General features: G+C 60.9%; 22 protein-coding genes and 1 pseudogene. 8 read left to right on the plus strand and 15 right to left on the minus strand.

The window, feature by feature from the left end; all coding sequences use genetic code 11:
• Window positions 1-51 precede the first annotated feature (51 nt).
• The 3 genes from GDJ08_RS04380 to qac form a co-directional block, all read right to left on the minus strand.
• A complete protein-coding gene (locus GDJ08_RS04380; protein ID WP_042862943.1) occupies window positions 52-1,311 on the minus strand; it encodes a chloramphenicol efflux MFS transporter CmlA10 in 1,260 nt (419 codons plus the stop codon).
• Between the two features lie 254 nt (window positions 1,312-1,565).
• The gene (aadB, locus tag GDJ08_RS04385) at window positions 1,566-2,099 is read right to left on the minus strand and encodes an aminoglycoside nucleotidyltransferase ANT(2'')-Ia (RefSeq protein WP_000381802.1); all 534 of its coding nucleotides are present in this window, start codon (window positions 2,097-2,099) and stop codon (window positions 1,566-1,568) included.
• A 73-nt stretch (window positions 2,100-2,172) separates the two neighbouring features.
• On the minus strand, window positions 2,173-2,505 hold the full coding sequence (gene qac, locus GDJ08_RS04390) for a quaternary ammonium compound efflux SMR transporter QacL (protein WP_015059047.1): 333 nt from the start codon (window positions 2,503-2,505) through the stop codon (window positions 2,173-2,175).
• A 250-nt stretch (window positions 2,506-2,755) separates the two neighbouring features.
• On the opposite strand from qac, the gene GDJ08_RS04395 reads away from it, so the two are divergent.
• Window positions 2,756-3,715 carry a class 1 integron integrase IntI1 gene (locus GDJ08_RS04395; protein ID WP_015057121.1) on the plus strand — a complete coding sequence of 320 codons (960 nt, stop codon included), beginning with the start codon at window positions 2,756-2,758 and terminating at the stop codon, window positions 3,713-3,715.
• Here the strand turns inward: GDJ08_RS04395 and GDJ08_RS04400 are convergent.
• From GDJ08_RS04400 to tetR(C), 4 genes are all read right to left on the minus strand, one after another.
• Window positions 3,606-4,310 carry an IS6-like element IS26 family transposase gene (locus GDJ08_RS04400; RefSeq protein WP_001067855.1) on the minus strand — a complete coding sequence of 235 codons (705 nt, stop codon included), beginning with the start codon at window positions 4,308-4,310 and terminating at the stop codon, window positions 3,606-3,608. The two genes, GDJ08_RS04395 and GDJ08_RS04400, sit on opposite strands and share 110 nt — an antisense overlap.
• Before the next feature lie 777 nt (window positions 4,311-5,087).
• Window positions 5,088-6,359 carry an IS256 family transposase gene (locus GDJ08_RS04405; protein WP_047350851.1) on the minus strand — a complete coding sequence of 424 codons (1,272 nt, stop codon included), beginning with the start codon at window positions 6,357-6,359 and terminating at the stop codon, window positions 5,088-5,090.
• Complete coding sequence (locus GDJ08_RS20435; protein WP_202877141.1) at window positions 6,280-6,558, minus strand: helix-turn-helix domain-containing protein; 279 nt, start codon at window positions 6,556-6,558, stop codon at window positions 6,280-6,282. Before GDJ08_RS20435 ends, GDJ08_RS04405 begins: the two co-directional genes overlap by 80 nt.
• Window positions 6,545-7,204 carry a tetracycline resistance transcriptional repressor TetR(C) gene (tetR(C), locus tag GDJ08_RS04415; RefSeq protein ID WP_001038045.1) on the minus strand — a complete coding sequence of 220 codons (660 nt, stop codon included), beginning with the start codon at window positions 7,202-7,204 and terminating at the stop codon, window positions 6,545-6,547. The genes GDJ08_RS20435 and tetR(C) overlap by 14 nt, the downstream gene beginning before the upstream one ends.
• Window positions 7,205-7,296: 92 nt before the next feature.
• Between tetR(C) and tet(C) the strand changes: the two genes are divergently transcribed.
• Entirely contained in the window at window positions 7,297-8,487 is a 1,191-nt protein-coding gene (gene tet(C), locus GDJ08_RS04425) for a tetracycline efflux MFS transporter Tet(C) (RefSeq protein ID WP_001297013.1), read from the plus strand.
• A 55-nt stretch (window positions 8,488-8,542) separates the two neighbouring features.
• Here tet(C) and GDJ08_RS20405 read toward each other — a convergent pair whose 3' ends face one another.
• Window positions 8,543-8,671 carry a type VI secretion protein gene (locus tag GDJ08_RS20405; protein WP_001260374.1) on the minus strand — a complete coding sequence of 43 codons (129 nt, stop codon included), beginning with the start codon at window positions 8,669-8,671 and terminating at the stop codon, window positions 8,543-8,545.
• Window positions 8,672-8,936: 265 nt separating this feature from the next.
• Between GDJ08_RS20405 and GDJ08_RS04440 the strand changes: the two genes are divergently transcribed.
• Window positions 8,937-9,215, plus strand: a complete 279-nt coding sequence (locus tag GDJ08_RS04440; protein WP_000015696.1) for a site-specific integrase — start codon at window positions 8,937-8,939, stop codon at window positions 9,213-9,215.
• A 357-nt stretch (window positions 9,216-9,572) separates the two neighbouring features.
• On the opposite strand, the gene GDJ08_RS04445 is transcribed toward GDJ08_RS04440, so the two are convergent.
• The gene (locus GDJ08_RS04445; RefSeq protein ID WP_001067855.1) at window positions 9,573-10,277 is read right to left on the minus strand and encodes an IS6-like element IS26 family transposase; all 705 of its coding nucleotides are present in this window, start codon (window positions 10,275-10,277) and stop codon (window positions 9,573-9,575) included.
• A 65-nt stretch (window positions 10,278-10,342) separates the two neighbouring features.
• Between GDJ08_RS04445 and GDJ08_RS04450 the strand changes: the two are divergent.
• The 4 genes and pseudogenes from GDJ08_RS04450 to GDJ08_RS04465 form a co-directional block, all read left to right on the plus strand.
• Window positions 10,343-10,564 (plus strand): annotated as a pseudogene (locus GDJ08_RS04450) (tyrosine-type recombinase/integrase); the annotation flags it as partial.
• Window positions 10,565-10,915: 351 nt separating this feature from the next.
• A complete protein-coding gene (locus tag GDJ08_RS04455) occupies window positions 10,916-11,530 on the plus strand; it encodes a recombinase family protein (protein ID WP_000904906.1) in 615 nt (204 codons plus the stop codon).
• 65 nt (window positions 11,531-11,595) lie between these two features.
• Complete coding sequence (aph(3'')-Ib, locus tag GDJ08_RS04460; RefSeq protein ID WP_001082319.1) at window positions 11,596-12,399, plus strand: aminoglycoside O-phosphotransferase APH(3'')-Ib; 804 nt, start codon at window positions 11,596-11,598, stop codon at window positions 12,397-12,399.
• Window positions 12,399-13,235 (plus strand): aminoglycoside O-phosphotransferase APH(6)-Id, encoded by an 837-nt coding sequence (locus GDJ08_RS04465; RefSeq protein ID WP_000480968.1) that lies wholly within the window; start codon window positions 12,399-12,401, stop codon window positions 13,233-13,235. The genes aph(3'')-Ib and GDJ08_RS04465 overlap by 1 nt, the downstream gene beginning before the upstream one ends.
• 123 nt (window positions 13,236-13,358) lie before the next feature.
• Here GDJ08_RS04465 and GDJ08_RS04470 read toward each other — a convergent pair whose 3' ends face one another.
• From GDJ08_RS04470 to GDJ08_RS04480, 3 genes are all read right to left on the minus strand, one after another.
• Window positions 13,359-13,724, minus strand: a complete 366-nt coding sequence (locus GDJ08_RS04470) for a DUF3742 family protein (protein ID WP_028690953.1) — start codon at window positions 13,722-13,724, stop codon at window positions 13,359-13,361.
• 84 nt (window positions 13,725-13,808) lie between these two features.
• On the minus strand, window positions 13,809-14,441 hold the full coding sequence (locus tag GDJ08_RS04475; RefSeq protein ID WP_028690952.1) for an RES family NAD+ phosphorylase: 633 nt from the start codon (window positions 14,439-14,441) through the stop codon (window positions 13,809-13,811).
• Window positions 14,442-14,453: 12 nt separating this feature from the next.
• The gene (locus GDJ08_RS04480) at window positions 14,454-15,080 is read right to left on the minus strand and encodes a hypothetical protein (RefSeq protein ID WP_023657212.1); all 627 of its coding nucleotides are present in this window, start codon (window positions 15,078-15,080) and stop codon (window positions 14,454-14,456) included.
• A gap of 319 nt (window positions 15,081-15,399) precedes the next feature.
• Between GDJ08_RS04480 and mobH the strand changes: the two genes are divergently transcribed.
• Window positions 15,400-17,244 carry a MobH family relaxase gene (mobH, locus tag GDJ08_RS04485; RefSeq protein WP_028690951.1) on the plus strand — a complete coding sequence of 615 codons (1,845 nt, stop codon included), beginning with the start codon at window positions 15,400-15,402 and terminating at the stop codon, window positions 17,242-17,244.
• A gap of 80 nt (window positions 17,245-17,324) precedes the next feature.
• Here the strand turns inward: mobH and GDJ08_RS04490 are convergent, their stop codons facing one another.
• The 3 genes from GDJ08_RS04490 to GDJ08_RS04500 are packed head-to-tail and all read right to left on the minus strand — an operon-like array spanning window position 17,325 to window position 23,241.
• Window positions 17,325-19,976, minus strand: a complete 2,652-nt coding sequence (locus tag GDJ08_RS04490) for an excinuclease ABC subunit UvrA (protein ID WP_028690950.1) — start codon at window positions 19,974-19,976, stop codon at window positions 17,325-17,327.
• Between the two features lie 25 nt (window positions 19,977-20,001).
• Entirely contained in the window at window positions 20,002-21,867 is a 1,866-nt protein-coding gene (nhaA, locus tag GDJ08_RS04495) for a Na+/H+ antiporter NhaA (RefSeq protein ID WP_153164369.1), read from the minus strand.
• Between the two features lie 60 nt (window positions 21,868-21,927).
• Window positions 21,928-23,241: a replication-associated recombination protein A gene (locus tag GDJ08_RS04500; RefSeq protein WP_028690948.1), complete on the minus strand. Its 1,314-nt coding sequence runs from the start codon at window positions 23,239-23,241 to the stop codon at window positions 21,928-21,930.
• Window positions 23,242-23,260 lie beyond the last annotated feature (19 nt).

Genomic DNA, 23,260 nt, shown 5'->3' on the forward strand with positions numbered 1-23,260 from the left:
GGTTTTGGGTCGGCTGCAGCGATTTGTTGGGCGATAGCTTGCCACATTCTCTCAACGATTGGGATTTGACGTACTTTCCGCACTTTGTAGCGCGACCACATCATGCTCCCCCTGGCCGCGAGAGCCCTCCGCTCGGGAAACACAAGACAGACCGAGCACGACTGTTGCAAGGGTCAAACAGTACACGACAACCGGCCAAGCCGTGTTGCGCGGCAACAGCGAAATGATCAACGTTCCGATGCTTCCTAGCAGTACACCGCCCAAGCAGAAGTAAACTGCCGTGACCGTTCCAGCAACATGGTCGAATCCTTGAAGAGCGCCATTGGGTGCCACAGATACCGCTGTGGCGACACCAATACCCACTAGCCACATCGGAGCAATAAAGCCTAACACGGACTGCGAAGCCCATATTTCGGTGATGGCAAGCAATACTGCTCCAGCTATCAGGCATCCCATTCCCATTCGCAAGACACTTGGGCTGCCCCACTTGGGTATCACACGCCCCATAAAACGAGCCGTAAACACCATGGCAATTGCCACTGTGGCGAACAGCAGGCTGAAGCCAAGCTGAGACACACCTTGCCTGCCCATTATTAGTCCGGGCGCAATGGAGAAAAAGACGAAGAAGCTACCCATTCCAGCGGCGTAACACAACGTGTACAACCAGAAGTTCAGGCACTTAACGGGGAGTAGCAGCTGCGACCATTGCAAGCCCGTAACTCGTTGCACCCGGGTTTCTGGCCAGAATCGCCACGCTGCTGCAGATGCAGCGATCATGCCCAAACCTAGAAACGCAAAGATAGCCCGCCACCCAAGCCACATGTCGACGAGCGCTCCGAGCAATGGGCCTACCGCCGGGACCATGGCCAGCATGGATCCGAGTATGCCGTAAATGACGTTACTTTCCTCGCGACCTGCGTAAATGTCACGTACTGTTGCAAACGTGGAAACAAGGCACGCCGAGGCACCACAAGCCTGAAGAATCCGAAGCCCCAGAAAGACTTCAGCCAATGACGTAAAAGCGAGGCCCATTGACGCCACAACGTAGGCGAGGCCACCTCCCAGTAGAACGGGGCGGCGCCCCAGTCGGTCCGATAGCGGTCCAAACAAGAGCTGACCGGCACCGATCATGACCAAGTACGTTGTCAGCGTAAGCTGAACTGTGCTCGCTGTCGTGCCAAGCGCGTTTGGCATAAAAGGCACTGCCGGCAAGTACATGTCCATGCCGAGTGATGCCAGCAAATCGAACGGTGATAACAACAACACCGTGGCGGCAAGGGAGTACCGCCAACTAAAGTTTTTTGAGCGCACGAAACCATCTCCTTGAACGAAGGATTTGGCGGCGCTCTCGTAGAGCAAAAGGATTCATGAGAACGCCGCAACAACCGAAAAATGAAGGTTGCTGCGGCTTACTTGTCTGCGTTCTTGGAAGTGCTCATCTGCTGGCTATCTCATGATTGAATTTGAATCGTAACAACTTTCAAGCAACTCAGCGAGGAGCCTTATTGTGCGCCCAACACCTGAGTTAAGCCGCGCCGCGAAGCGGCGTCGGCTTGGACGAATTGTTAGGCCGCATATCGCGACCTGAAAGCGGCACGCAAGACCTCAACCTTTTCCGCCCCGAGTGAGGTGCATGCGAGCCTGTAGGACTCTATGTGCTTTGTAGGCCAGTCCACTGGTGGTACTTCATCGGCATAGTAAAAGTAATCCCAGATGATCGCCTCCCAGCTGTTACAACGGACTGGCCGCCCGGCGATGACGCCCTCAGCCGCCTCTGGGCACGAGCCCTGCGGAGCCTCCGCGATTTCATACGCTTCGTCTGCCCACCAAGCAGGTTCGCAGTCAAGTAACTCATCCCCGATCTCCGCTAAGAATCCATAGTCCAACTCCTCCATGACGCGCCCGCCGAGCATTTCAACTATTGCCTCGAGCTCGCCGCGCCTCTCGCCGGGAAACGTCAGATCAATATCATCGTGCTTGCGTGTTACACGCCCTAGCCGTGCATCGATCGCCCAGCCCCCACCGATCCAGAGCGGCAGATTTCGCTCATCTGCCGCAGCTAGAATTTTGTGTATCAATGTGACCTGCGTTGTGTCCATGCGGCCTAACACCTGAATTAAGCCGCGCCGCGAAGCGGCGTCGGCTTGAATGAATTGTTAGATGCCAGCCCGATCAATGTGCGCTGACCTTGGATAGCAGATTTAGAACGGCGACGCCACTAACGATAAGTCCCATGCCAACGAACGCCCACAAGTCTAGTTTCTGGCCATGGAAGATCCAAGCGATAGCTGCCACAAGTACGATGCCGAGGCCAGCCCAAACAGCATAAGCAATGCCGACCGGGATGGACTTGATTGCGAGAGAGAGGAAATAGAACGCAAGCCCGTAGCCAGCCACAACTACAACAGAAGGAACTAACTTGGTGAATCCATGGCTGGACTTCAGTGCGGAAGTTGCGACGACCTCACCAAATATTGCAATAGCCAGAAAGAGCCAGTTCTTCACGTGCAATCTCCTCTACGGTATGAAGGATAAATAGTGGTGGCTATGAGTTGCCAAAAACAGTCTTGCGGCTGTCGATTTTCTGTGAGCATACGCAACGCCAAATCTGGCATCTAACTTTGTTTTAGGGCGACTGCCCTGCTGCGTAACATCGTTGCTGCTCCATAACATCAAACATCGACCCACGGCGTAACGCGCTTGCTGCTTGGATGCCCGAGGCATAGACTGTACAAAAAAACAGTCATAACAAGCCATGAAAACCGCCACTGCGCCGTTACCACCGCTGCGTTCGGTCAAGGTTCTGGACCAGTTGCGTGAGCGCATACGCTACTTGCATTACAGTTTACGAACCGAACAGGCTTATGTCCACTGGGTTCGTGCCTTCATCCGTTTCCACGGTGTGCGTCACCCGGCAACCTTGGGCAGCAGCGAAGTCGAGGCATTTCTGTCCTGGCTGGCGAACGAGCGCAAGGTTTCGGTCTCCACGCATCGTCAGGCATTGGCGGCCTTGCTGTTCTTCTACGGCAAGGTGCTGTGCACGGATCTGCCCTGGCTTCAGGAGATCGGAAGACCTCGGCCGTCGCGGCGCTTGCCGGTGGTGCTGACCCCGGATGAAGTGGTTCGCATCCTCGGTTTTCTGGAAGGCGAGCATCGTTTGTTCGCCCAGCTTCTGTATGGAACGGGCATGCGGATCAGTGAGGGTTTGCAACTGCGGGTCAAGGATCTGGATTTCGATCACGGCACGATCATCGTGCGGGAGGGCAAGGGCTCCAAGGATCGGGCCTTGATGTTACCCGAGAGCTTGGCACCCAGCCTGCGCGAGCAGCTGTCGCGTGCACGGGCATGGTGGCTGAAGGACCAGGCCGAGGGCCGCAGCGGCGTTGCGCTTCCCGACGCCCTTGAGCGGAAGTATCCGCGCGCCGGGCATTCCTGGCCGTGGTTCTGGGTTTTTGCGCAGCACACGCATTCGACCGATCCACGGAGCGGTGTCGTGCGTCGCCATCACATGTATGACCAGACCTTTCAGCGCGCCTTCAAACGTGCCGTAGAAGGCACTGTTGCAAAGTTAGCGATGAGGCAGCCTTTTGTCTTATTCAAAGGCCTTACATTTCAAAAACTCTGCTTACCAGGCGCATTTCGCCCAGGGGATCACCATAATAAAATGCTGAGGCCTGGCCTTTGCGTAGTGCACGCATCACCTCAATACCTTTGATGGTGGCGTAAGCCGTCTTCATGGATTTAAATCCCAGCGTGGCGCCGATTATCCGTTTCAGTTTGCCATGATCGCATTCAATCACGTTGTTCCGGTACTTAATCTGTCGGTGTTCAACGTCAGACGGGCACCGGCCTTCGCGTTTGAGCAGAGCAAGCGCGCGACCATAGGCGGGCGCTTTATCCGTGTTGATGAATCGCGGGATCTGCCACTTCTTCACGTTGTTGAGGATTTTACCCAGAAACCGGTATGCAGCTTTGCTGTTACGACGGGAGGAGAGATAAAAATCGACAGTGCGGCCCCGGCTGTCGACGGCCCGGTACAGATACGCCCAGCGGCCATTGACCTTCACGTAGGTTTCATCCATGTGCCACGGGCAAAGATCGGAAGGGTTACGCCAGTACCAGCGCAGCCGTTTTTCCATTTCAGGCGCATAACGCTGAACCCAGCGGTAAATCGTGGAGTGATCGACATTCACTCCGCGTTCAGCCAGCATCTCCTGCAGCTCACGGTAACTGATGCCGTATTTGCAGTACCAGCGTACGGCCCACAGAATGATGTCACGCTGAAAATGCCGGCCTTTGAATGGGTTCATGTGCAGCTCCATCAGCAAAAGGGGATGATAAGTTTATCACCACCGACTATTTGCAACAGTGCCCATAGGCTTCATCAGCGCCTGACTGGCGAGCACGATTCCGGCCCTAGCCGCAGGATCGCGCAGGACGACCTAGTTACGAACCAGGCCGAGTGTTCCTGACATCCATCGGCACCATAGTTCTGCTTATCCGGCACGCGCGCGTCAGGGGTGTGGTGAACTACAAAGCAGACCCGTTGAGGTTATCAGTTCGATGCACAATCAGCAGCGCATAAAATATGCACAAGAACAGGAGCACCCTTCGCATTAAGCTGTGGTGGTAACAAGTAGTGCCGGGCTACCATCAGCGAGCATGATGCGCTCCCACAGCATTCGCCTTGGCAGTATGGAAGTTCCTCGCTCCAGTTCGGGCCGGTATCCACCTCGAGTGACCCCAGCCGCCCCTCATGCCAACCGAGCCCATTAAGCGCAGAGTCGGCCGCAACTATCTCGGGGACGCATAAACACGCAGCGATTTACCAAGGAGTTCGGCTAGGTCAATCCGCAATTCCCTTTGCCTGGCCGGAGATGCCGCGAGCAAACAATGTGTCCGGTCGCTACCAGATGGACTTTGTGGGCGGAGGATTGCACCAGACGCTTCAGCGCAGCGTCGTACGATGAATCGGAAGGCCCGGTAAGCAATTGAAGAACCGCTGACCACCTCCCATCGGGAGTGTCAGGATTTCTGTGTGTGAGGCTGTTGAATCCGTCACTCAATCGTGAGGCGGCTTGGTGATCTTACTGGCCCGATCTGGTAAATCGGTCCTCGTAGAGGATCGCAAATTGGTTCATCGCTGATTTCCAGTGGTTGGCCGCCCGCCCCCAGTCCGCGGTGATGTTGCGCAGCGCCAGCCAGATCAGCTTGGTGGCCGCCTCGTCGCTGGGGAAGTGGCCGCGCGTTTTGATGATCTTGCGCAGCCGTGCGTTCACGCTCTCGATGGCGTTGGTGGTGTAGATCACGCGCCGCACCTCGGGCGGGAAGGCGAAGAACGGGATGACCTTGTCCCAGGCCCGGCGCCAGGCGCTGACCACGGTCGGGAACCGCTGCCCCCAGGGGCCGGCCGCAAACGCATCCAACTCGGCCTCGGCCGCCTCGGCGCTCACCGCGGTGTAGATGGGTTTGATGGCTGCGGCCAGCGCCTTGCGGTCTTTCCATGACGCAAAGTCCAGGCCACCCCGGATCAGGTGCACGATGCAGGTCTGCAGCGTCGTCGCCGGGAACACTGCGCCCAGCGCCTCTGGCATGCCCTTGAGGCCGTCGGTGACGGCAATCAGGATGTCCTGCACCCCGCGCGTCTTCAGATCGTTGAAGACCTTCATCCAGAACTTCGCCCCCTCGGTGTTCTCGATCCAGATTCCCAGGATGTCGCGCGAGCCGTCAGGCAGTACGCCCAGCGCCAGGTAGACGGCCTTGGAGCGCACCACCGCATCCTCGCGAATCTTGACCCGCAGCGCATCGAAGAACACCACCGGGTACATCGCCTCCAGCGGCCGTGTCTGCCAGGCCGTGACCTCGCCCATCACCTCATCGGTGACACGGCTGATGAGCTCGGGCGAGACGTCCACCGAGTACATCTCAGCCAGGAAACCCTGGATCTCGCGCACCGTCATGCCGCGTGCGTACATGGCGATGATCTTGTCGTCGAAACCCGTAAAGCGCCGCTCGTGCTTGCCAATGAGCTGCGGCTCGAAGCTGCCTTCGCGATCGCGTGGGACATCGATGCGCAGCGCCCCCACATCGGTCAGTACGGTCTTGGTGCTCTTGCCGTTGCGGTGGTTGGCTGATCCGCCTGTGGGCTTGGCTTGGCCGGGCGCATAGCCTAGGTGATGACTCATCTCGGCGCCCAGCGCCCGCTCAAGAATTGACTTCTTGAACTGATCGAACAGCCCTTGGACTTGGCCCGGCGTCATGGGCCCGGTCACCAACTGGTCAAGCAGCTCGGCCGGGATGTGAAATTGCGGCTGTGCCGCCTGGTCCGCCAAAGCGGTGGGTTTGGTCTTGCGTGGCATTCATGCTCCTTGTCGACATGCTATGCCTCACACACAAAATTTCTGACAAGCTCCTCCCATCCGACAATGCAAGGGTGCCCCGCTCCCAGCGCGACACGGTTGCCTGATCCACACCCATTAATTCAGCTAGGTGACTTTGCTTCATATGACGAAGCAACCGCGCCCTCCGCACCTGCCGCCCCCTGTCATTCGTCAACATTCTTCAGCACCTCAATGTCGTTCGTAGTGAGCCTCATTTTTTCAAGACCGCCGATGATGAGAGCCAGGCCTCGCTCGAATGCCGCGTCCGGACCGCCTTCGTAGACGATTTTCATCGCGCTCTGTAGGCGCGCCGGCATCGTAGACGCTGAGGTGGTCAACTGATCTTCGCCCCGCTCCTCGGCGTCTGCCTCGCTAGCTTGCTGCTCAAGAACAGCGCCGACGGTGAAGTAGCTGATTGCCATCAACGCATAGGTCGCGTCACCTGCCGAAAAGCCAGCATCGCAAAGGAAGCGAAGCTGCGCGTCGGCTTTTTCCATCTGCGGCGCGGCTGGCCGCGTCCCGGCATGAATACGCGCGCCATCGCGATAAGCGAGCAACGCCCGTCGAAAACTGCATGCATTGCCCTTCAGGAACGAACGCCAGTCGTCGTCATCCCTTGGCGTCGAATGCGTGTGATTTATCGTCAGCATGGCTTCGGCAAGTGCGTCGAGCAACGCACGCTTGTTCTTGAAATGCCAGTAGAGCGCTGGCTGTTGCACCCCGAGGCGCTCAGCCAGTCGGCGCGTCGTTAGACCTTCCATGCCCACGTCGTTAAGCAGTTCGAGCGCGGTTCGGATCACGGCCTCGCGTTGGAGCTTGTTCATTCGCGAATTCTCATGTTTGACAGCTTATCATCGATAAGCTTTAATGCGGTAGTTTATCACAGTTAAATTGCTAACGCAGTCAGGCACCGTGTATGAAATCTAACAATGCGCTCATCGTCATCCTCGGCACCGTCACCCTGGATGCTGTAGGCATAGGCTTGGTTATGCCGGTACTGCCGGGCCTCTTGCGGGATATCGTCCATTCCGACAGCATCGCCAGTCACTATGGCGTGCTGCTAGCGCTATATGCGTTGATGCAATTTCTATGCGCACCCGTTCTCGGAGCACTGTCCGACCGCTTTGGCCGCCGCCCAGTCCTGCTCGCTTCGCTACTTGGAGCCACTATCGACTACGCGATCATGGCGACCACACCCGTCCTGTGGATCCTCTACGCCGGACGCATCGTGGCCGGCATCACCGGCGCCACAGGTGCGGTTGCTGGCGCCTATATCGCCGACATCACCGATGGGGAAGATCGGGCTCGCCACTTCGGGCTCATGAGCGCTTGTTTCGGCGTGGGTATGGTGGCAGGCCCCGTGGCCGGGGGACTGTTGGGCGCCATCTCCTTGCATGCACCATTCCTTGCGGCGGCGGTGCTCAACGGCCTCAACCTACTACTGGGCTGCTTCCTAATGCAGGAGTCGCATAAGGGAGAGCGTCGACCGATGCCCTTGAGAGCCTTCAACCCAGTCAGCTCCTTCCGGTGGGCGCGGGGCATGACTATCGTCGCCGCACTTATGACTGTCTTCTTTATCATGCAACTCGTAGGACAGGTGCCGGCAGCGCTCTGGGTCATTTTCGGCGAGGACCGCTTTCGCTGGAGCGCGACGATGATCGGCCTGTCGCTTGCGGTATTCGGAATCTTGCACGCCCTCGCTCAAGCCTTCGTCACTGGTCCCGCCACCAAACGTTTCGGCGAGAAGCAGGCCATTATCGCCGGCATGGCGGCCGACGCGCTGGGCTACGTCTTGCTGGCGTTCGCGACGCGAGGCTGGATGGCCTTCCCCATTATGATTCTTCTCGCTTCCGGCGGCATCGGGATGCCCGCGTTGCAGGCCATGCTGTCCAGGCAGGTAGATGACGACCATCAGGGACAGCTTCAAGGATCGCTCGCGGCTCTTACCAGCCTAACTTCGATCATTGGACCGCTGATCGTCACGGCGATTTATGCCGCCTCGGCGAGCACATGGAACGGGTTGGCATGGATTGTAGGCGCCGCCCTATACCTTGTCTGCCTCCCCGCGTTGCGTCGCGGTGCATGGAGCCGGGCCACCTCGACCTGAATGGAAGCCGGCGGCACCTCGCTAACGGATTCACCACTCCAAGAATTGGAGCCAATCAATTCTTGCGGAGAACTGTGAATGCGCAAACCAACCCTTGGCAGAACATATCCATCGCGTCCGCCATCTCCAGCAGCCGCACGCGGCGCATCTCGGGCAGCGTTGGGTCCTGGCCACGGGTGCGCATGATCGTGCTCCTGTCGTTGAGGACCCGGCTAGGCTGGCGGGGTTGCCTTACTGGTTAGCAGAATGAATCACCGATACGCGAGCGAACGTGAAGCGACTGCTGCTGCAAAACGTCTGCGACCTGAGCAACAACATGAATGGTCTTCGGTTTCCGTGTTTCGTAAAGTCTGGAAACGCGGAAGTCCCCTACGTGCTGCTGAAGTTGCCCGCAACAGAGAGTGGAACCAACCGGTGATACCACGATACTATGACTGAGAGTCAACGCCATGAGCGGCCTCATTTCTTATTCTGAGTTACAACAGTCCGCACCGCTGCCGGTAGCTATTGACTATCCGGCTGCACTAGCCCTGCGTCAGATGGCTCTGATCCAAGGCAAACTGCCAAAATATCTGCTGGCACCGGAAGTCAGCGCCCTGCACCATTATGTTCCGGATCTGCATCGCAGGATGCTGCTGGCTACCCTGTGGAACACCTACATCTGTATTAACGAAGCGCTGGCATTGACCCTGAGTGATTTTTCTCTGGTGCCGCCTTATCACTGTTGAAGGCCACCGCTCATCACGCGTTTGCTGACATTGAGCCCTGCCGGCCGATCGGCCTGAGACTCTCAGCACAGGAGACGGCGGGTGACGAGCGTATACTTTTTCGACGCTTGGTTGCGGTCGCGCTAGGCGTGGCCGCCGACGAACCCGCTGGTGTCGCCCTTGCGGAGCAGCGCAAGGCGGACCTTGCCACGACATCCCCTCGCCCGCCGATCGTCTAAATTCGTCGAGGTTAAGAAATTCCCGCTCCGGCGAGGCCATCACCATCACCGGCGTCAGGTAGTGGACATGGCAGCAGCGCACGCAGGGGCACTGTTGCAAAGTTAGCGATGAGGCAGCCTTTTGTCTTATTCAAAGGCCTTACATTTCAAAAACTCTGCTTACCAGGCGCATTTCGCCCAGGGGATCACCATAATAAAATGCTGAGGCCTGGCCTTTGCGTAGTGCACGCATCACCTCAATACCTTTGATGGTGGCGTAAGCCGTCTTCATGGATTTAAATCCCAGCGTGGCGCCGATTATCCGTTTCAGTTTGCCATGATCGCATTCAATCACGTTGTTCCGGTACTTAATCTGTCGGTGTTCAACGTCAGACGGGCACCGGCCTTCGCGTTTGAGCAGAGCAAGCGCGCGACCATAGGCGGGCGCTTTATCCGTGTTGATGAATCGCGGGATCTGCCACTTCTTCACGTTGTTGAGGATTTTACCCAGAAACCGGTATGCAGCTTTGCTGTTACGACGGGAGGAGAGATAAAAATCGACAGTGCGGCCCCGGCTGTCGACGGCCCGGTACAGATACGCCCAGCGGCCATTGACCTTCACGTAGGTTTCATCCATGTGCCACGGGCAAAGATCGGAAGGGTTACGCCAGTACCAGCGCAGCCGTTTTTCCATTTCAGGCGCATAACGCTGAACCCAGCGGTAAATCGTGGAGTGATCGACATTCACTCCGCGTTCAGCCAGCATCTCCTGCAGCTCACGGTAACTGATGCCGTATTTGCAGTACCAGCGTACGGCCCACAGAATGATGTCACGCTGAAAATGCCGGCCTTTGAATGGGTTCATGTGCAGCTCCATCAGCAAAAGGGGATGATAAGTTTATCACCACCGACTATTTGCAACAGTGCCCCGTAGAACAAGCAGGCATCACGAAGCCCGCCACACCGCACACCCTCCGCCACTCGTTCGCGACGGCCTTGCTCCGCAGCGGTTACGACATTCGAACCGTGCAGGATCTGCTCGGCCATTCCGACGTCTCTACGACGATGATTTACACGCATGTGCTGAAAGTTGGCGGTGCCGGAGTGCGCTCACCGCTTGATGCGCTGCCGCCCCTCACTAGTGAGAGGTAGGGCAGCGCAAGTCAATCCTGGCGGATTCACTACCCCTGCGCGAAGGCCATCGGTGCCGCATCGAACGGCCGGTTGCGGAAAGTCCTCCCTGCGTCCGCTGATGGCCGGCAGCAGCCCGTCGTTGCCTGATGGATCCAACCCCTCCGCTGCTATAGTGCAGTCGGCTTCTGACGTTCAGTGCAGCCGTCTTCTGAAAACGACAAGTCCCCTGCACGATGCTGTCTTGCGCCGTCACTTTACTAACCATAAACACCCTTTGTATGCCTTAGACAGAATTACGGGTTAAGTGACAATTTTTGACGACCGGCACGTTCTGGCTCACACTGTCACATAATCGAACGTTTGTGATACATGCTGATCGGATATGCCCGCGTCTCCAAAGCCGATGGCTCGCAGTCTCTCGACCTGCAGCACGACGCCTTGCGCGCCGCAGGTGTCGAACGGGACAATATCTATGATGATCTTGCTTCCGGCGGTCGTGATGATCGCCCTGGCTTGACTGCCTGCCTCAAGTCATTGCGTGACGGCGATGTGCTGGTGGTCTGGAAGCTCGATCGCCTCGGACGATCGCTTGCCCATCTGGTCAACACGGTGAAGGAGCTGTCAGACCGCAAGATCGGCCTGCGGGTTCTGACTGGAAAGGGCGCTCAGATCGACACCACGACTGCGTCCGGTCGCATGGTGTTCGGAATCTTCGCCACCTTGGCCGAGTTCGAGCGGGATCTGATCCGAGAGCGCACCATGGCGGGTCTCGCCTCCGCGAGAGCGCGCGGTCGCAAGGGCGGACGAAAATTCGCGCTCACCAAAGCTCAGGTGCGTCTCGCGCAAGCCGCCATGGCCCAGCGCGATACTTCAGTTTCCGATCTCTGCAAGGAACTCGGCATCGAGCGCGTCACTCTCTACCGATATGTCGGTCCCAAAGGCGAGCTCAGAGACCATGGAAAGCATGTTCTCGGACTTACGTAGCAACTCGTTTCTTTTCGCAGGTTGAGCCACCTCCGCGCTTCATCAGAAAACTGAAGGAACCTCCATTGAATCGAACTAATATTTTTTTTGGTGAATCGCATTCTGACTGGTTGCCTGTCAGAGGCGGAGAATCTGGTGATTTTGTTTTTCGACGTGGTGACGGGCATGCCTTCGCGAAAATCGCACCTGCTTCCCGCCGCGGTGAGCTCGCTGGAGAGCGTGACCGCCTCATTTGGCTCAAAGGTCGAGGTGTGGCTTGCCCCGAGGTGATCAACTGGCAGGAGGAACAGGAGGGTGCATGCTTGGTGATAACGGCAATTCCGGGAGTACCGGCGGCTGATCTGTCTGGAGCGGATTTGCTCAAAGCGTGGCCGTCAATGGGGCAGCAACTTGGCGCTGTTCACAGCCTATCGGTTGATCAATGTCCGTTTGAGCGCAGGCTGTCGCGAATGTTCGGACGCGCCGTTGATGTGGTGTCCCGCAATGCCGTCAATCCCGACTTCTTACCGGACGAGGACAAGAGTACGCCGCAGCTCGATCTTTTGGCTCGTGTCGAACGAGAGCTACCGGTGCGGCTCGACCAAGAGCGCACCGATATGGTTGTTTGCCATGGTGATCCCTGCATGCCGAACTTCATGGTGGACCCTAAAACTCTTCAATGCACGGGTCTGATCGACCTTGGGCGGCTCGGAACAGCAGATCGCTATGCCGATTTGGCACTCATGATTGCTAACGCCGAAGAGAACTGGGCAGCGCCAGATGAAGCAGAGCGCGCCTTCGCTGTCCTATTCAATGTATTGGGGATCGAAGCCCCCGACCGCGAACGCCTTGCCTTCTATCTGCGATTGGACCCTCTGACTTGGGGTTGATGTTCATGCCGCCTGTTTTTCCTGCTCATTGGCACGTTTCGCAACCTGTTCTCATTGCGGACACCTTTTCCAGCCTCGTTTGGAAAGTTTCATTGCCAGACGGGACTCCTGCAATCGTCAAGGGATTGAAACCTATAGAAGACATTGCTGATGAACTGCGCGGGGCCGACTATCTGGTATGGCGCAATGGGAGGGGAGCAGTCCGGTTGCTCGGTCGTGAGAACAATCTGATGTTGCTCGAATATGCCGGGGAGCGAATGCTCTCTCACATCGTTGCCGAGCACGGCGACTACCAGGCGACCGAAATTGCAGCGGAACTAATGGCGAAGCTGTATGCCGCATCTGAGGAACCCCTGCCTTCTGCCCTTCTCCCGATCCGGGATCGCTTTGCAGCTTTGTTTCAGCGGGCGCGCGATGATCAAAACGCAGGTTGTCAAACTGACTACGTCCACGCGGCGATTATAGCCGATCAAATGATGAGCAATGCCTCGGAACTGCGTGGGCTACATGGCGATCTGCATCATGAAAACATCATGTTCTCCAGTCGCGGCTGGCTGGTGATAGATCCCGTCGGTCTGGTCGGTGAAGTGGGCTTTGGCGCCGCCAATATGTTCTACGATCCGGCTGACAGAGACGACCTTTGTCTCGATCCTAGACGCATTGCACAGATGGCGGACGCATTCTCTCGTGCGCTGGACGTCGATCCGCGTCGCCTGCTCGACCAGGCGTACGCTTATGGGTGCCTTTCCGCAGCTTGGAACGCGGATGGAGAAGAGGAGCAACGCGATCTAGCTATCGCGGCCGCGATCAAGCAGGTGCGACAGACGTCATACTAGATATCAAGCGACTTCTCCTATCCCCTGGGAACACATCAATCTTACCGGAGAATATCGTTGGCCAAAGCCTTAGCGTAGGATTTCGCCCTCTCCCGCAAACGACCCCAAGTAGCGCGGTGCCGATCAGTCGTCGGTGTACAACTCGTGCGACGTATCGTTGTACAGATTGGGATCGTAGCCGGGTGTCTTGCGCAGTTCGGTGAGGTCGGTGAACGGCCACTCGTCTTCTTCCGATGTATTGGCAGCCGCCGCCCATCCCGCCACCACGACTCCCAGCAACACGAGTGCGAACCAGAAGGCGGCGTAGAGCAGCGCGCCCAGCACAGCCAGCTTGACCACCCACAGCAGCACTGTGGCACCAACCGAAGGCACCCCTTTGGCCACCAACCAATTCGATACCCGCCGTTCGCCACGCGCATAGACGCGCCATCCGCGGCCAAAGGTACGGCCGAGGCGTTCTGCGGTACTGGTGCGGGTCGTCGTGTTCATGGTCGTCTCCTGCTACTGAGGAATGCCTATTCCTGTTTGCTCCACTTCATTCCGTTTCGGGCTTCAATGTGTTTTCTTGCTGCTTCAGGACGCTTCGTCATCCGGTTCCACCGGGCCGGGGTCGGGCTCCACGCCGATGCGGTAGGTGGCAACGAAACGCGGCCAGTCCACATGGTCAACCAGGTCGATGTCCTCGACAACGCTGACCTTCGTTCCCGCACGCTCGAACAGGGCGATGCTCGCGGCGGGATAGTTGTTGCGCGACGGATAGAGCACCCCGTCGAACAGCGGCTGGCCGTCGTCGCCGACCATCGCATGCACCTGAGCGGACACCTGCTGCGTGTGCGTGTAGTCGCGGCTCGCCAACTGCTCCAGATTCAGGCCGAAGTAGCCCGCCATGACGCCCGGCGCCGTGAGGTCGGCCAGGAGCACGTCGTCCAGCACGCCCACGGCGCGGACCATCCGGGCGTGGACCTCCTTCAGGGCGATGGAGCGCTTCGTGTCTTCAAGCCACTGGTGCTTGTGAAACACCGACTCCATCAGCGCCGTGGGCAGGTCGCGCCCCAGGTAGAGCACGCCGTAGGCCCCCGCCGGGTCATCGTAGCGATTCGTGCTGCTGCGACCATAGTACAGCGGGCTGCCCCGATAGACGACGCGGCTCACATGCTGGAGCAGTTCACCGGCATCGATCAGGAACGAAGGCAGCTCGTGGCTCATGGCGATCTCGCTTCAATGCACCTGGACGCCCAGCACGTTGAACACGGCCTCGGCCACGTCATCGATCGTGCCATGCGTCACCGCATCCACCGGCGAGCGCCCACCCAAGCCTTCGAGCGGTTCGGACAGTGCGCGGTAGATCGTCCAGTGATCGATACCCTCGACCTCCTGAAGCACGGTTTGGGTCAACTGCTGTTTCACCGGGTCGAGCTGCCAGTCGGGCAGCTTCTGACCGCGCGGCCCCACGTTCAGCGCCAGCAGCCGACGCGCGAGGATGTCCTTGTAGATCTGCTGGCGCGACTTGTCCGCCAGCTTGGCGAACTCCGCGGGCGGCAGGTTGTGCGGCTGGTTGAAGGTTTCCAGCAGCACGGCGCGGCCTCGCTGGACGTCGGTTTCATTCGGTGCCCAGCGCGTGTCGGCGCGCAGCGCGGCCGCCTTGCGTGCAAGGGCCTGCCCAACGGTCTCCCCCTCCAAGTTGGCGGGCAGTGTCACCGCTTCCACACGCTCGTGGACGAACGCCTGCAACTCGGCCGCGAAAGCCGTGGCATCCCGGATTTCGACGGTATCCGCGAAGCGGCGTACATCTTCCACCGTGACGCGCGGCAGACGGTCGGCAATGAATTCAATGGCAGTGGGCATGGTCATCTCCCGAGTAGGTTTGGGACAGGATTCACTCTAGTCGCCTTTGTCGCGTCTGTCAACTTAGTCGCCTGAGTGAGAACAACCTACCTGGCGGAAGCAGCGTTCCCACAGCATAGGCAGAGGCCAGCGCCGGGTCGCCGTCCAATGCATTCGAGCGGGTTCCACATTGACGCTGGAGCCGCAACCCAGGCCTCGCTATACCGAAACGGTTAAAGGCCAAAGGGCCGAAATGGCAAGGGAATGGGGTGCAAGGGGAAAGGCCCTACCTCGAAAAGGCCAAAAGGCCTCCCGGTCGGCCCGTCATCAGGACACCCACATGCTTTCCCTGTTCCAGCGAAAACGGCCCCCGGTCGCTGCCGCACCGACGCCACCACCCGTCACCGCCCTCCCGAAAGGGCTGCTGCGTCCTGAGTCGGCCGCATCGCTGCTGGCCACCCCACGCCGGCAGAAGCTGCTGGAGCACATCTGGCAGCGTACCTCGCTCTCGCGTAGGCAATTCGCCACCCTGTATCGCACGCCCCTGGAACGCTATGCCGAACTGGTCCAGGCCTTCCCGGCCTCCGAGGCGCATCACCATGCCTACCCGGGCGGCATGCTCGACCACGGCCTGGAGATCGTCGCCTACAGCCTGAAACTGCGGCAGTCCCATCTGCTGCCCATCGGTGCCAGTCCCGAAGACCAGGCGGCCCAGTCCGAAGCCTGGACCGCCGCCGTTGCCTATGCTGCGCTGCTCCACGATATTGGCAAGATCGCCGTCGATCTACACGTCGAACTGGCCGACGGCAGTACTTGGCATCCGTGGCATGGCCCGCTGCACCAGGCGTACCGATTTCGCTACCGTGACGACCGCGAATACCGCCTGCACAGCGCCGCAACAGGCTTGCTCTATCGCCAACTGCTCGACCGCCACGTCCTGGACTGGCTCAGCGACTATCCGGCTCTCTGGGCACCGCTGCTCTATGTGCTGGCCGGTCAGTACGAACATGCCGGTGTACTGGGGGAACTCGTCGTGCAAGCAGACCGGGCGTCGGTGGCCCAGGAGCTGGGCGGCGATCCGGCGCGCGCCATGGCCGCGCCCAAGCACGCACTGCAACGCAAGCTGCTGGACGGGTTGCGCTACCTGCTCAAGGAACAGTTGAAGCTGAACCAGCCGGAAGCCTCCGATGGCTGGCTCACCGAGGATGGTTTGTGGCTGGTGAGCAAGACGGTTTCGGACAAACTGCGCGCACACCTCCTGTCTCAGGGGATCGATGGCATTCCTGCGAACAACACCGCCGTGTTCAATGTGCTGCAGGACCACGGCATGCTGCAGCCCACACCGGACGGCAAGGCGGTCTGGCGCGCGACCGTGACCAGCACGACCGGCTGGTCCCATTCGTTCACCCTGTTGCGTCTCGCTCCCGCGCTGATCTGGGAGTCTGGCGAGCGACCAGCACCTTTCGCGGGCACGGTAGAGATCGACGCGACGCCCGCGGAAAACGACGCCAGCATGTCGGCTCCCGCGCCTACCGTCTCGGTGAACCCAGCGCAGGGAGGTCAAGAGCCTCCGATTTGGGAGGGCGACAGCACCACCATCGTTTCACCGCCCGCAGCCCAGCCCGTGCCCGACGTCATGGAGGATTTGCTCGCGATGGTGGGCTTGGGTGAGTCGGCCGGCGTTGGCCAGGATGCCGAGGAGTTCCTCCACACCCCCGCGCCAGCAACAGCCGCGACGTCCATTCCATCGCCTGCACCTGCACCCGCGCCTACGCCTGGGTCATCGGCAACGAAGCCATCCGGGGAACAGTTCATGGTTTGGCTGAAGCAGGGAATCGCCTCACGACGGCTCATCATCAACGACGCGAAGGCACTCGTGCATACGGTGAATGACACGGCCTACCTGGTCAGCCCGGGTGTGTTCCAACGCTATGCGCAGGAGCATCCCGAAGTGGCCGCACTCGCCAAGCAGGAGAGTCAACAGGATTGGCAGTGGGTGCAGAAGCGCTTCGAGAAGCTGCAGCTACATCGAAAGCAGCCCAATGGCCTGAACATTTGGACCTGTGAAGTCACGGGCCCGAGGAAGTCCCGCCGACTGCATGGCTACCTCCTCGAAGATGGGTCCTTGGCACTCGCCGAAATACCGCCCAACAATCCCTATCTTGCTCTGACTCAGGAAGGATGACGCGATTCGGGCATTGATCGCCACCGTCGTGTGGCGACGATCAATGCCCCGCGAAAACTGGCAACATTTGGCGAACTGAGCTACTCGGCCCGCGCCAACTCCTGTGCAAGGAACGGAGCGGTTCTGCTGCCAGACGTTCGGGCCACCTGCTGAGGGGAGCCCGCCACCACGATGCTGCCGCCGGCAGCGCCTGCACCAGGCCCCACGTCGATCACCCAATCGGCCTGGGCCACCGCGCGCATATCGTGTTCGATCATCACTACGGTATTGCCGGCATCGACCAGGCGCTGCAACTGCACCAGCAGCCGGTCGGCGTCCGACGCATGCAGCCCGGTAGTCGGCTCGTCGAGCACGTACAGGCTTCGGCCGCGCTGGCTGCGCTGAAGCTCGGTCGCCAGCTTGATACGCTGCGCCTCGCCACCGGAAAGCTCGGTGGCCGGTTGCCCCAGGCGCAGGTAGCCCAGTCCGATATCGCGCAGCAGTTGCAGTGGCCTTGCCACAGCGTCTTCACCCGCGAAGAATTCGCTGGCTTCGTCCACGGTCATCTGCAGCACCTCGGCGATGTTGCGCCCGTTCCATTGCACCTTCAGCGTGGCCTCGTTGTAGCGTGCGCCATGGCACGTCGGGCACGGCGCGTACACGCTGGGCATGAACAGCAGTTCCACGCTGACGAAGCCCTCGCCCTCGCAGGTCTCGCAGCGCCCCTTGGCGACGTTGAACGAGAACCGTCCGGCATCGTAGCGGCGGCGTCGCGCATCGGGCGTGGCAGCGAACAGCTTGCGCACATGGTCGAACAGGCCCGTGTAGGTGGCTAGGTTCGACCGCGGCGTGCGCCCGATCGGTTTCTGGTCCACCTGCACCAGACGCTGTACGGCGTCCACGTCGCCCGCCAGATGGCCGCCGGTCGCTTCGATCACTGCCGGCCCTTCGCTGGTGGCGCTTTCGGCTACATCGTCTTCCGGCTCGTGGCCCAGGTGCAGCAGCACCAGCTCCGGCAGGGCCTGCGCGACGAGGCTGGACTTGCCCGAGCCGGAGATGCCGGTGACGGCCGTCAGCACGCCCAGCGGAATGCGTGCGTCCACGCCATGCAGGTTGTGGCGGTGGACGCCCTGCAGCTCCAGCCAGCCGATCGCTTCGCGTGCCCGGCTCCCCGGCGCGGGGATCTCGTCGAACAGGTAACGGGCGGTGCGCGATTCGGCAATCTTGCGCAGGCCATCCGGCTCGCCACTGTAGAGCACGCGGCCGCCACGCTCCCCGGCATCCGGCCCGACATCCACTAGCCATTGCGCGCGGCGCATCAGTTCCAGGTCGTGCTCCACCACGAACACCGAGTTGCCTGCGTCGCGCAGCCGATCGAGTGCGTCGTACAGGGCCTGGCTGTCGGAGGGGTGCAGCCCCGCCGAGGGCTCGTCGAGCACGTACACGACGCCGAACAGCAGGGAACTCAATTGCGTAGCCAGCCGCAGGCGTTGCAACTCGCCAGCCGAAAGCGTCGGCGTGGCCCGGTCCAGCGTCAGGTAGCCCAAGCCCAGCCCGCGCAGTTGGCGCAGGCGTGCCATCACGCCACCGGCCAGGCGCTGCGCGGCGAGGCGCTTTTCTTCCGACAGCGCGGAGGTGCGGCGCACGTCGGGCGATACCGCGTGTACGGCACGACCGGAGGCCGCGCGTTGGGCACGGTCGCGCCGGGTCGCTTCCTTGTCCGTAGCCGCCCCCGCTGCATGGGCGCGGAAATCACCCTGGGCAATGGGTTCGAGCAAGGCCGCCAACTGGTCCAGCGGCATCTGCATGAACGCGCCGATGTCCACGCCGGCGAAGGTGACCGACAACGCCTCGGGCTTGAGCCGCTTGCCGTGGCAGGTGGGGCACGGCTTGCCCTCCATGAACCGGGACACGCGCTTTCTCATCAGCGCGCTCTGGGTGTTGGCAAAGGTGTGCAGCACATACCGGCGAGCACCGGTGAAGGTGCCCATGTAGCTCGGCTCCATCTTGCGCTTGAGCGCGGCGCGGGTCTCGGCGGGCGTGAAGCCGGCGTACACCGGCACCGTCGGTGTTTCCTCGGTGAACAGAATCCAGTCGCGATCCTTCTTCGGCAGGTCCTTCCACGGTCGGTCAACGTCGTAGCCCATGCTGACCAGGATGTCGCGCAGGTTCTGGCCTTGCCAGGCGGGGGGCCAGGAGGCGATCGCCCGCTCGCGGATGCTCAGGGAGGGATCGGGCACCATGATGGCCTCGGTCACCTCGTACACATGGCCCAGGCCGTGGCAGGTCGGGCACGCTCCCTGCGGCGTGTTGGGCGAAAAATCCTCGGCGTACAGCATCGGCTGGTTGGCTGGGTAGGCGCCGGCGCGCGAATACATCATCCGCACCAGGCTGGACAGGGTGGTCACACTGCCCACGGAGGAACGCGCGTTGCTGGAGCCACGCTGCTGCTGCAGCGCCACCGCCGGCGGGAGGCCGTCGATCGCATCGACGTCGGGCACGCCGGCCTGGTCGATCAATCGCCGCGCATAGGGGGCCACCGACTCGAAGTAACGTCGCTGAGCCTCGGCATAGATGGTGCCGAAGGCCAGCGAGGACTTCCCGGAGCCGGAGACTCCCGAGAACACCACGAGCGCGTTACGCGGGATGGAAACGTCCACCTCTTTGAGGTTGTTCTCGCGCGCCCCGCGCACCTGCACGAGGCCGCTGGCCGCAGCGGTACAAGAGGATTCACCGAAAGAATTGTTTGGCATGTTCTTATCCTGTAGTTCGTCCCGCTCAGGACGGGACTTCCTGAGTTCGTGGGCCGCGGCGACTGGCTTCGAGCGCCGCGGTGACAGTGCGGGCGTCGTAGCTGCCGCGCAGACGACGACCCTCGACGAAGAACGTCGGCGTGGCGTGCGCACCGCTGGCGACCGCACTGGCGAGGTCGCGCTCGACACGCTCGATCACCGCGGTGCTGTCGAGATCCGCGATGAACCGTTCGACGTCGAGCCCAAGCTCGGCGGCGTAGCCGATCAGATGCTCGCGCTCCAGCGCATGCTGACGGGTGAACACGAACTCCAGCCACGGCCAGAACATCCCCTGGTTCGCCGCTGCCTCGGACGCCCGCGCGGCGATCGGCCCGTGCGGGTGGTGCGGCAGATGGCGCACCACATACCGCAGGTCGTCCCCGAAGTGGGCACGCAGATCGTCCCAAGAACCGGTCGCGTGCGCACAGTACGCGCACTCGAAGTCCACGTACTCGACGAGTGTGAGCTGGGCGTCCTCCGGCCCGCGGATGTGATCGATCTCCGGATCGACCGGTGGCTCAAGCACCATCGGCAGGTCAGCGGTCTTCTCACCCCACCGCTTGGCGGCGACCTTGAAGATCAGCCACCCGAGCAACGTGGCGAACACCATCGACACGAGCACGCCGACCGTCGCCTGGCGGCCCAGGTCGGAGGTCGTGCCGAACGCGAGCCCGATGATCAGCAGCGACACGGTGAAGCCGATCCCGGACAGTGCCGCACCACCGAACACGCTCCCCACCCCGACGCCCTCGGGCAGCCGGCCCAGGCCGAGACGGACGGCGACGAGCGTGATGAGCCCGATGCCCACGAGCTTGCCGAGCACGAGCCCTGCGATGACGCCCCACGTGACTGGCGAGCCGAAGGCCTCGGCGAGCAGCCCGCCACGCACGTCCACTCCGGCGTTCGCCAAGGCGAACACCGGCACGATCAGCAGCGCCGTCGGCAGCCGCAGGAACTCGTGCAATCGCTCGTTCACCGAGATACCCCGGGACAGCCCGCAGTCCACCGCGCGGGCCGATGCGGCACTCGGAGACTGCCAGAAGTCGCGGAACAGTTGTTTTGCCGCGACGACCTTGTGACGTTGCGTCGCGTAGGCGGGGATCAGCAGCCCCGCGGCCATCCCGGCGAGAGAGGCATGGATGCCGGAGTACACGGTTGCGAGCCACAGCACGATCACGATCAGCACATACGGCATTGCCCGCCACTGGCGGGTGCGCCCTAGCCACCACAACGCAACGAGACTGGCGAGGGCGATCAACAACGGGACGATCCGAATCTCCTCGCTATAGACGATGCCGATGATGGACACGGCGAGGAAGTCATCGACCACGGTCAGGGTGAGCAGGAACACGCGCAACTGACCGGATAGCCGCGGGCCGACGATCGCCAGGGTGCCCAGCATGAATGCCGTATCGGTGCCGACCACCGCCCCCCACCCGTGCAGGCCTTCACTTCCGGCCAGCCCCACGATCAGGACATACACCAGCGCGGGAAGCACGACACCTGCGACACCCGCGATCAGAGCGAGACGGGCACGGCTGCGGTCCCTGAGCGATCCGTGGGCGAACTCCTGACGCACCTCCAGGCCGATCAGGAAGAAGAAGACCACCATCAGGCCGTCGTTGACCCAGTGATGCAGATCCATGTGCATGCCCAGCGGCCCGAAGTCAAACCCGACGTCCAGGTGCCACAACGCGAAATAGGCATCGGATAGCGGCGAGTTCGCCCACGCCAGCGCCACGACCGTGACGATCACCAGCAGCACCGCAGCACCAGACTCCGTGCGCAGATAGCGGGCAACGCGTCCCCGGCTGATATTCGCCGAGGATGCACCGAAAGAAGTGGCTGACATGTTCTTATCCTGTTCCTGTAGTTCGTGAAGTCGCGATGAGCCGGTTTCGGAGGCGACCGGTCAGGCGTCCGCCTCTGGCAGCGTCCCATCATCCAGCGAGCGCAGCCAAGTAAGCCTTTCTCCCAGCCTGCGCTCAACACCTCTGTCCGTTGGCTGATACCAGCCCGGCCGCGCCACGCCCTCGGGAAAGTAGCTTTGCCCAGCGGCATAGCCGTTGGGCTCGTCATGGGCATAGCGGTAGCCTTCGTGATACCCCATCTGCTGCATCAGCTTCGTCGGCGCATTGCGAAGATGGAGAGGCACAGGCAGGGAGCCGCTGTTCTTGACGAAGGCCTTCGCCTTGTTCCAGGCGGCATAGGCAGCGTTCGACTTGGGGGCGGCAGCAAGGTAGGTCGCCGCGTGGGCAATCGGTATTTCGCCTTCAGGGGAACCCAGCCTCTCATAAGCCAGCGCGGCATTGAGCGCCAGTTGCAGCGCCTGCGGGTCGGCATTGCCGATGTCTTCGCTGGCCACCACGATCATGCGGCGCGTCACCTGGCTGACGTCGCCGCTGCCGTCGAGGATGCGGGCCAGCCAGTACAGGGCCGCGTCGGGGTCGGAGCCCCGCAGCGACTTGTGGAAGGCGGAGAGCTGCCAGTAGAACTCGTCGCCGCCCTTGTCGAACCTGCGCAGTGATGGGCTGGTGGACAGTTTGGCAAACTCGCCATCGACCACGGCCTTGCCCGCGCCCGACGCAGCATTCGTCACCTGCTCAAGCAGATTGAGGAAGCGCCTGCCATCGCCATCGGCAAAGCCCTTGAGCAGATCCAGCGCGTCCGCGTCCAACGTGACGCCCTGGAGATGCGGCAGTGCGCGTTCGTAGAGCTGGTTCAGTTCGTCGCCGGACAGCGGTTCGAGGGTATAGACCTGCGCGCGTGAGAGCAGAGCGGAATTGACCGCCAGCCCCGGATGCTCGGTCGTTCCCCCCACCAGGGTCAGGAGCCCCGACTCGACATGGGGCAGTAGGGCATCCTGCTGCGCCTTGTTGAAGCGATGGATCTCATCGACGAAAAGCACCGTCGATCGACCATGGTTGCCCAGTTCTGCCTGGGCCTCGTCGATGGCTTGCCGGATGTCCTTCACCCCGGCAAGCACGGCCGAGATGGCGATGAATCGGCTGTCGGTCGCACTGGCGGCCAGGCGCCCCAGGGTGGTCTTGCCCACGCCTGGCGGCCCCCAGAGGATGAACGAGTGCAACTTGCCCGCCTCGAACGCGAGACGAAGCGGCTTGCCGGGGCCGAGCAAGTGCCGTTGCCCGACGAATTCATCCAGCGTCTTGGGCCGCAGGAGTTCGGCCAAGGGAGGCTTGGGCTTTGTCGTGAATAGATCGGTCAAGTTCCTCTCCCTGGTATTT

It is taken from the genome of Stenotrophomonas nematodicola (genome assembly GCF_009467805.1).
Taxonomy (GTDB): domain Bacteria; phylum Pseudomonadota; class Gammaproteobacteria; order Xanthomonadales; family Xanthomonadaceae; genus Stenotrophomonas; species Stenotrophomonas nematodicola.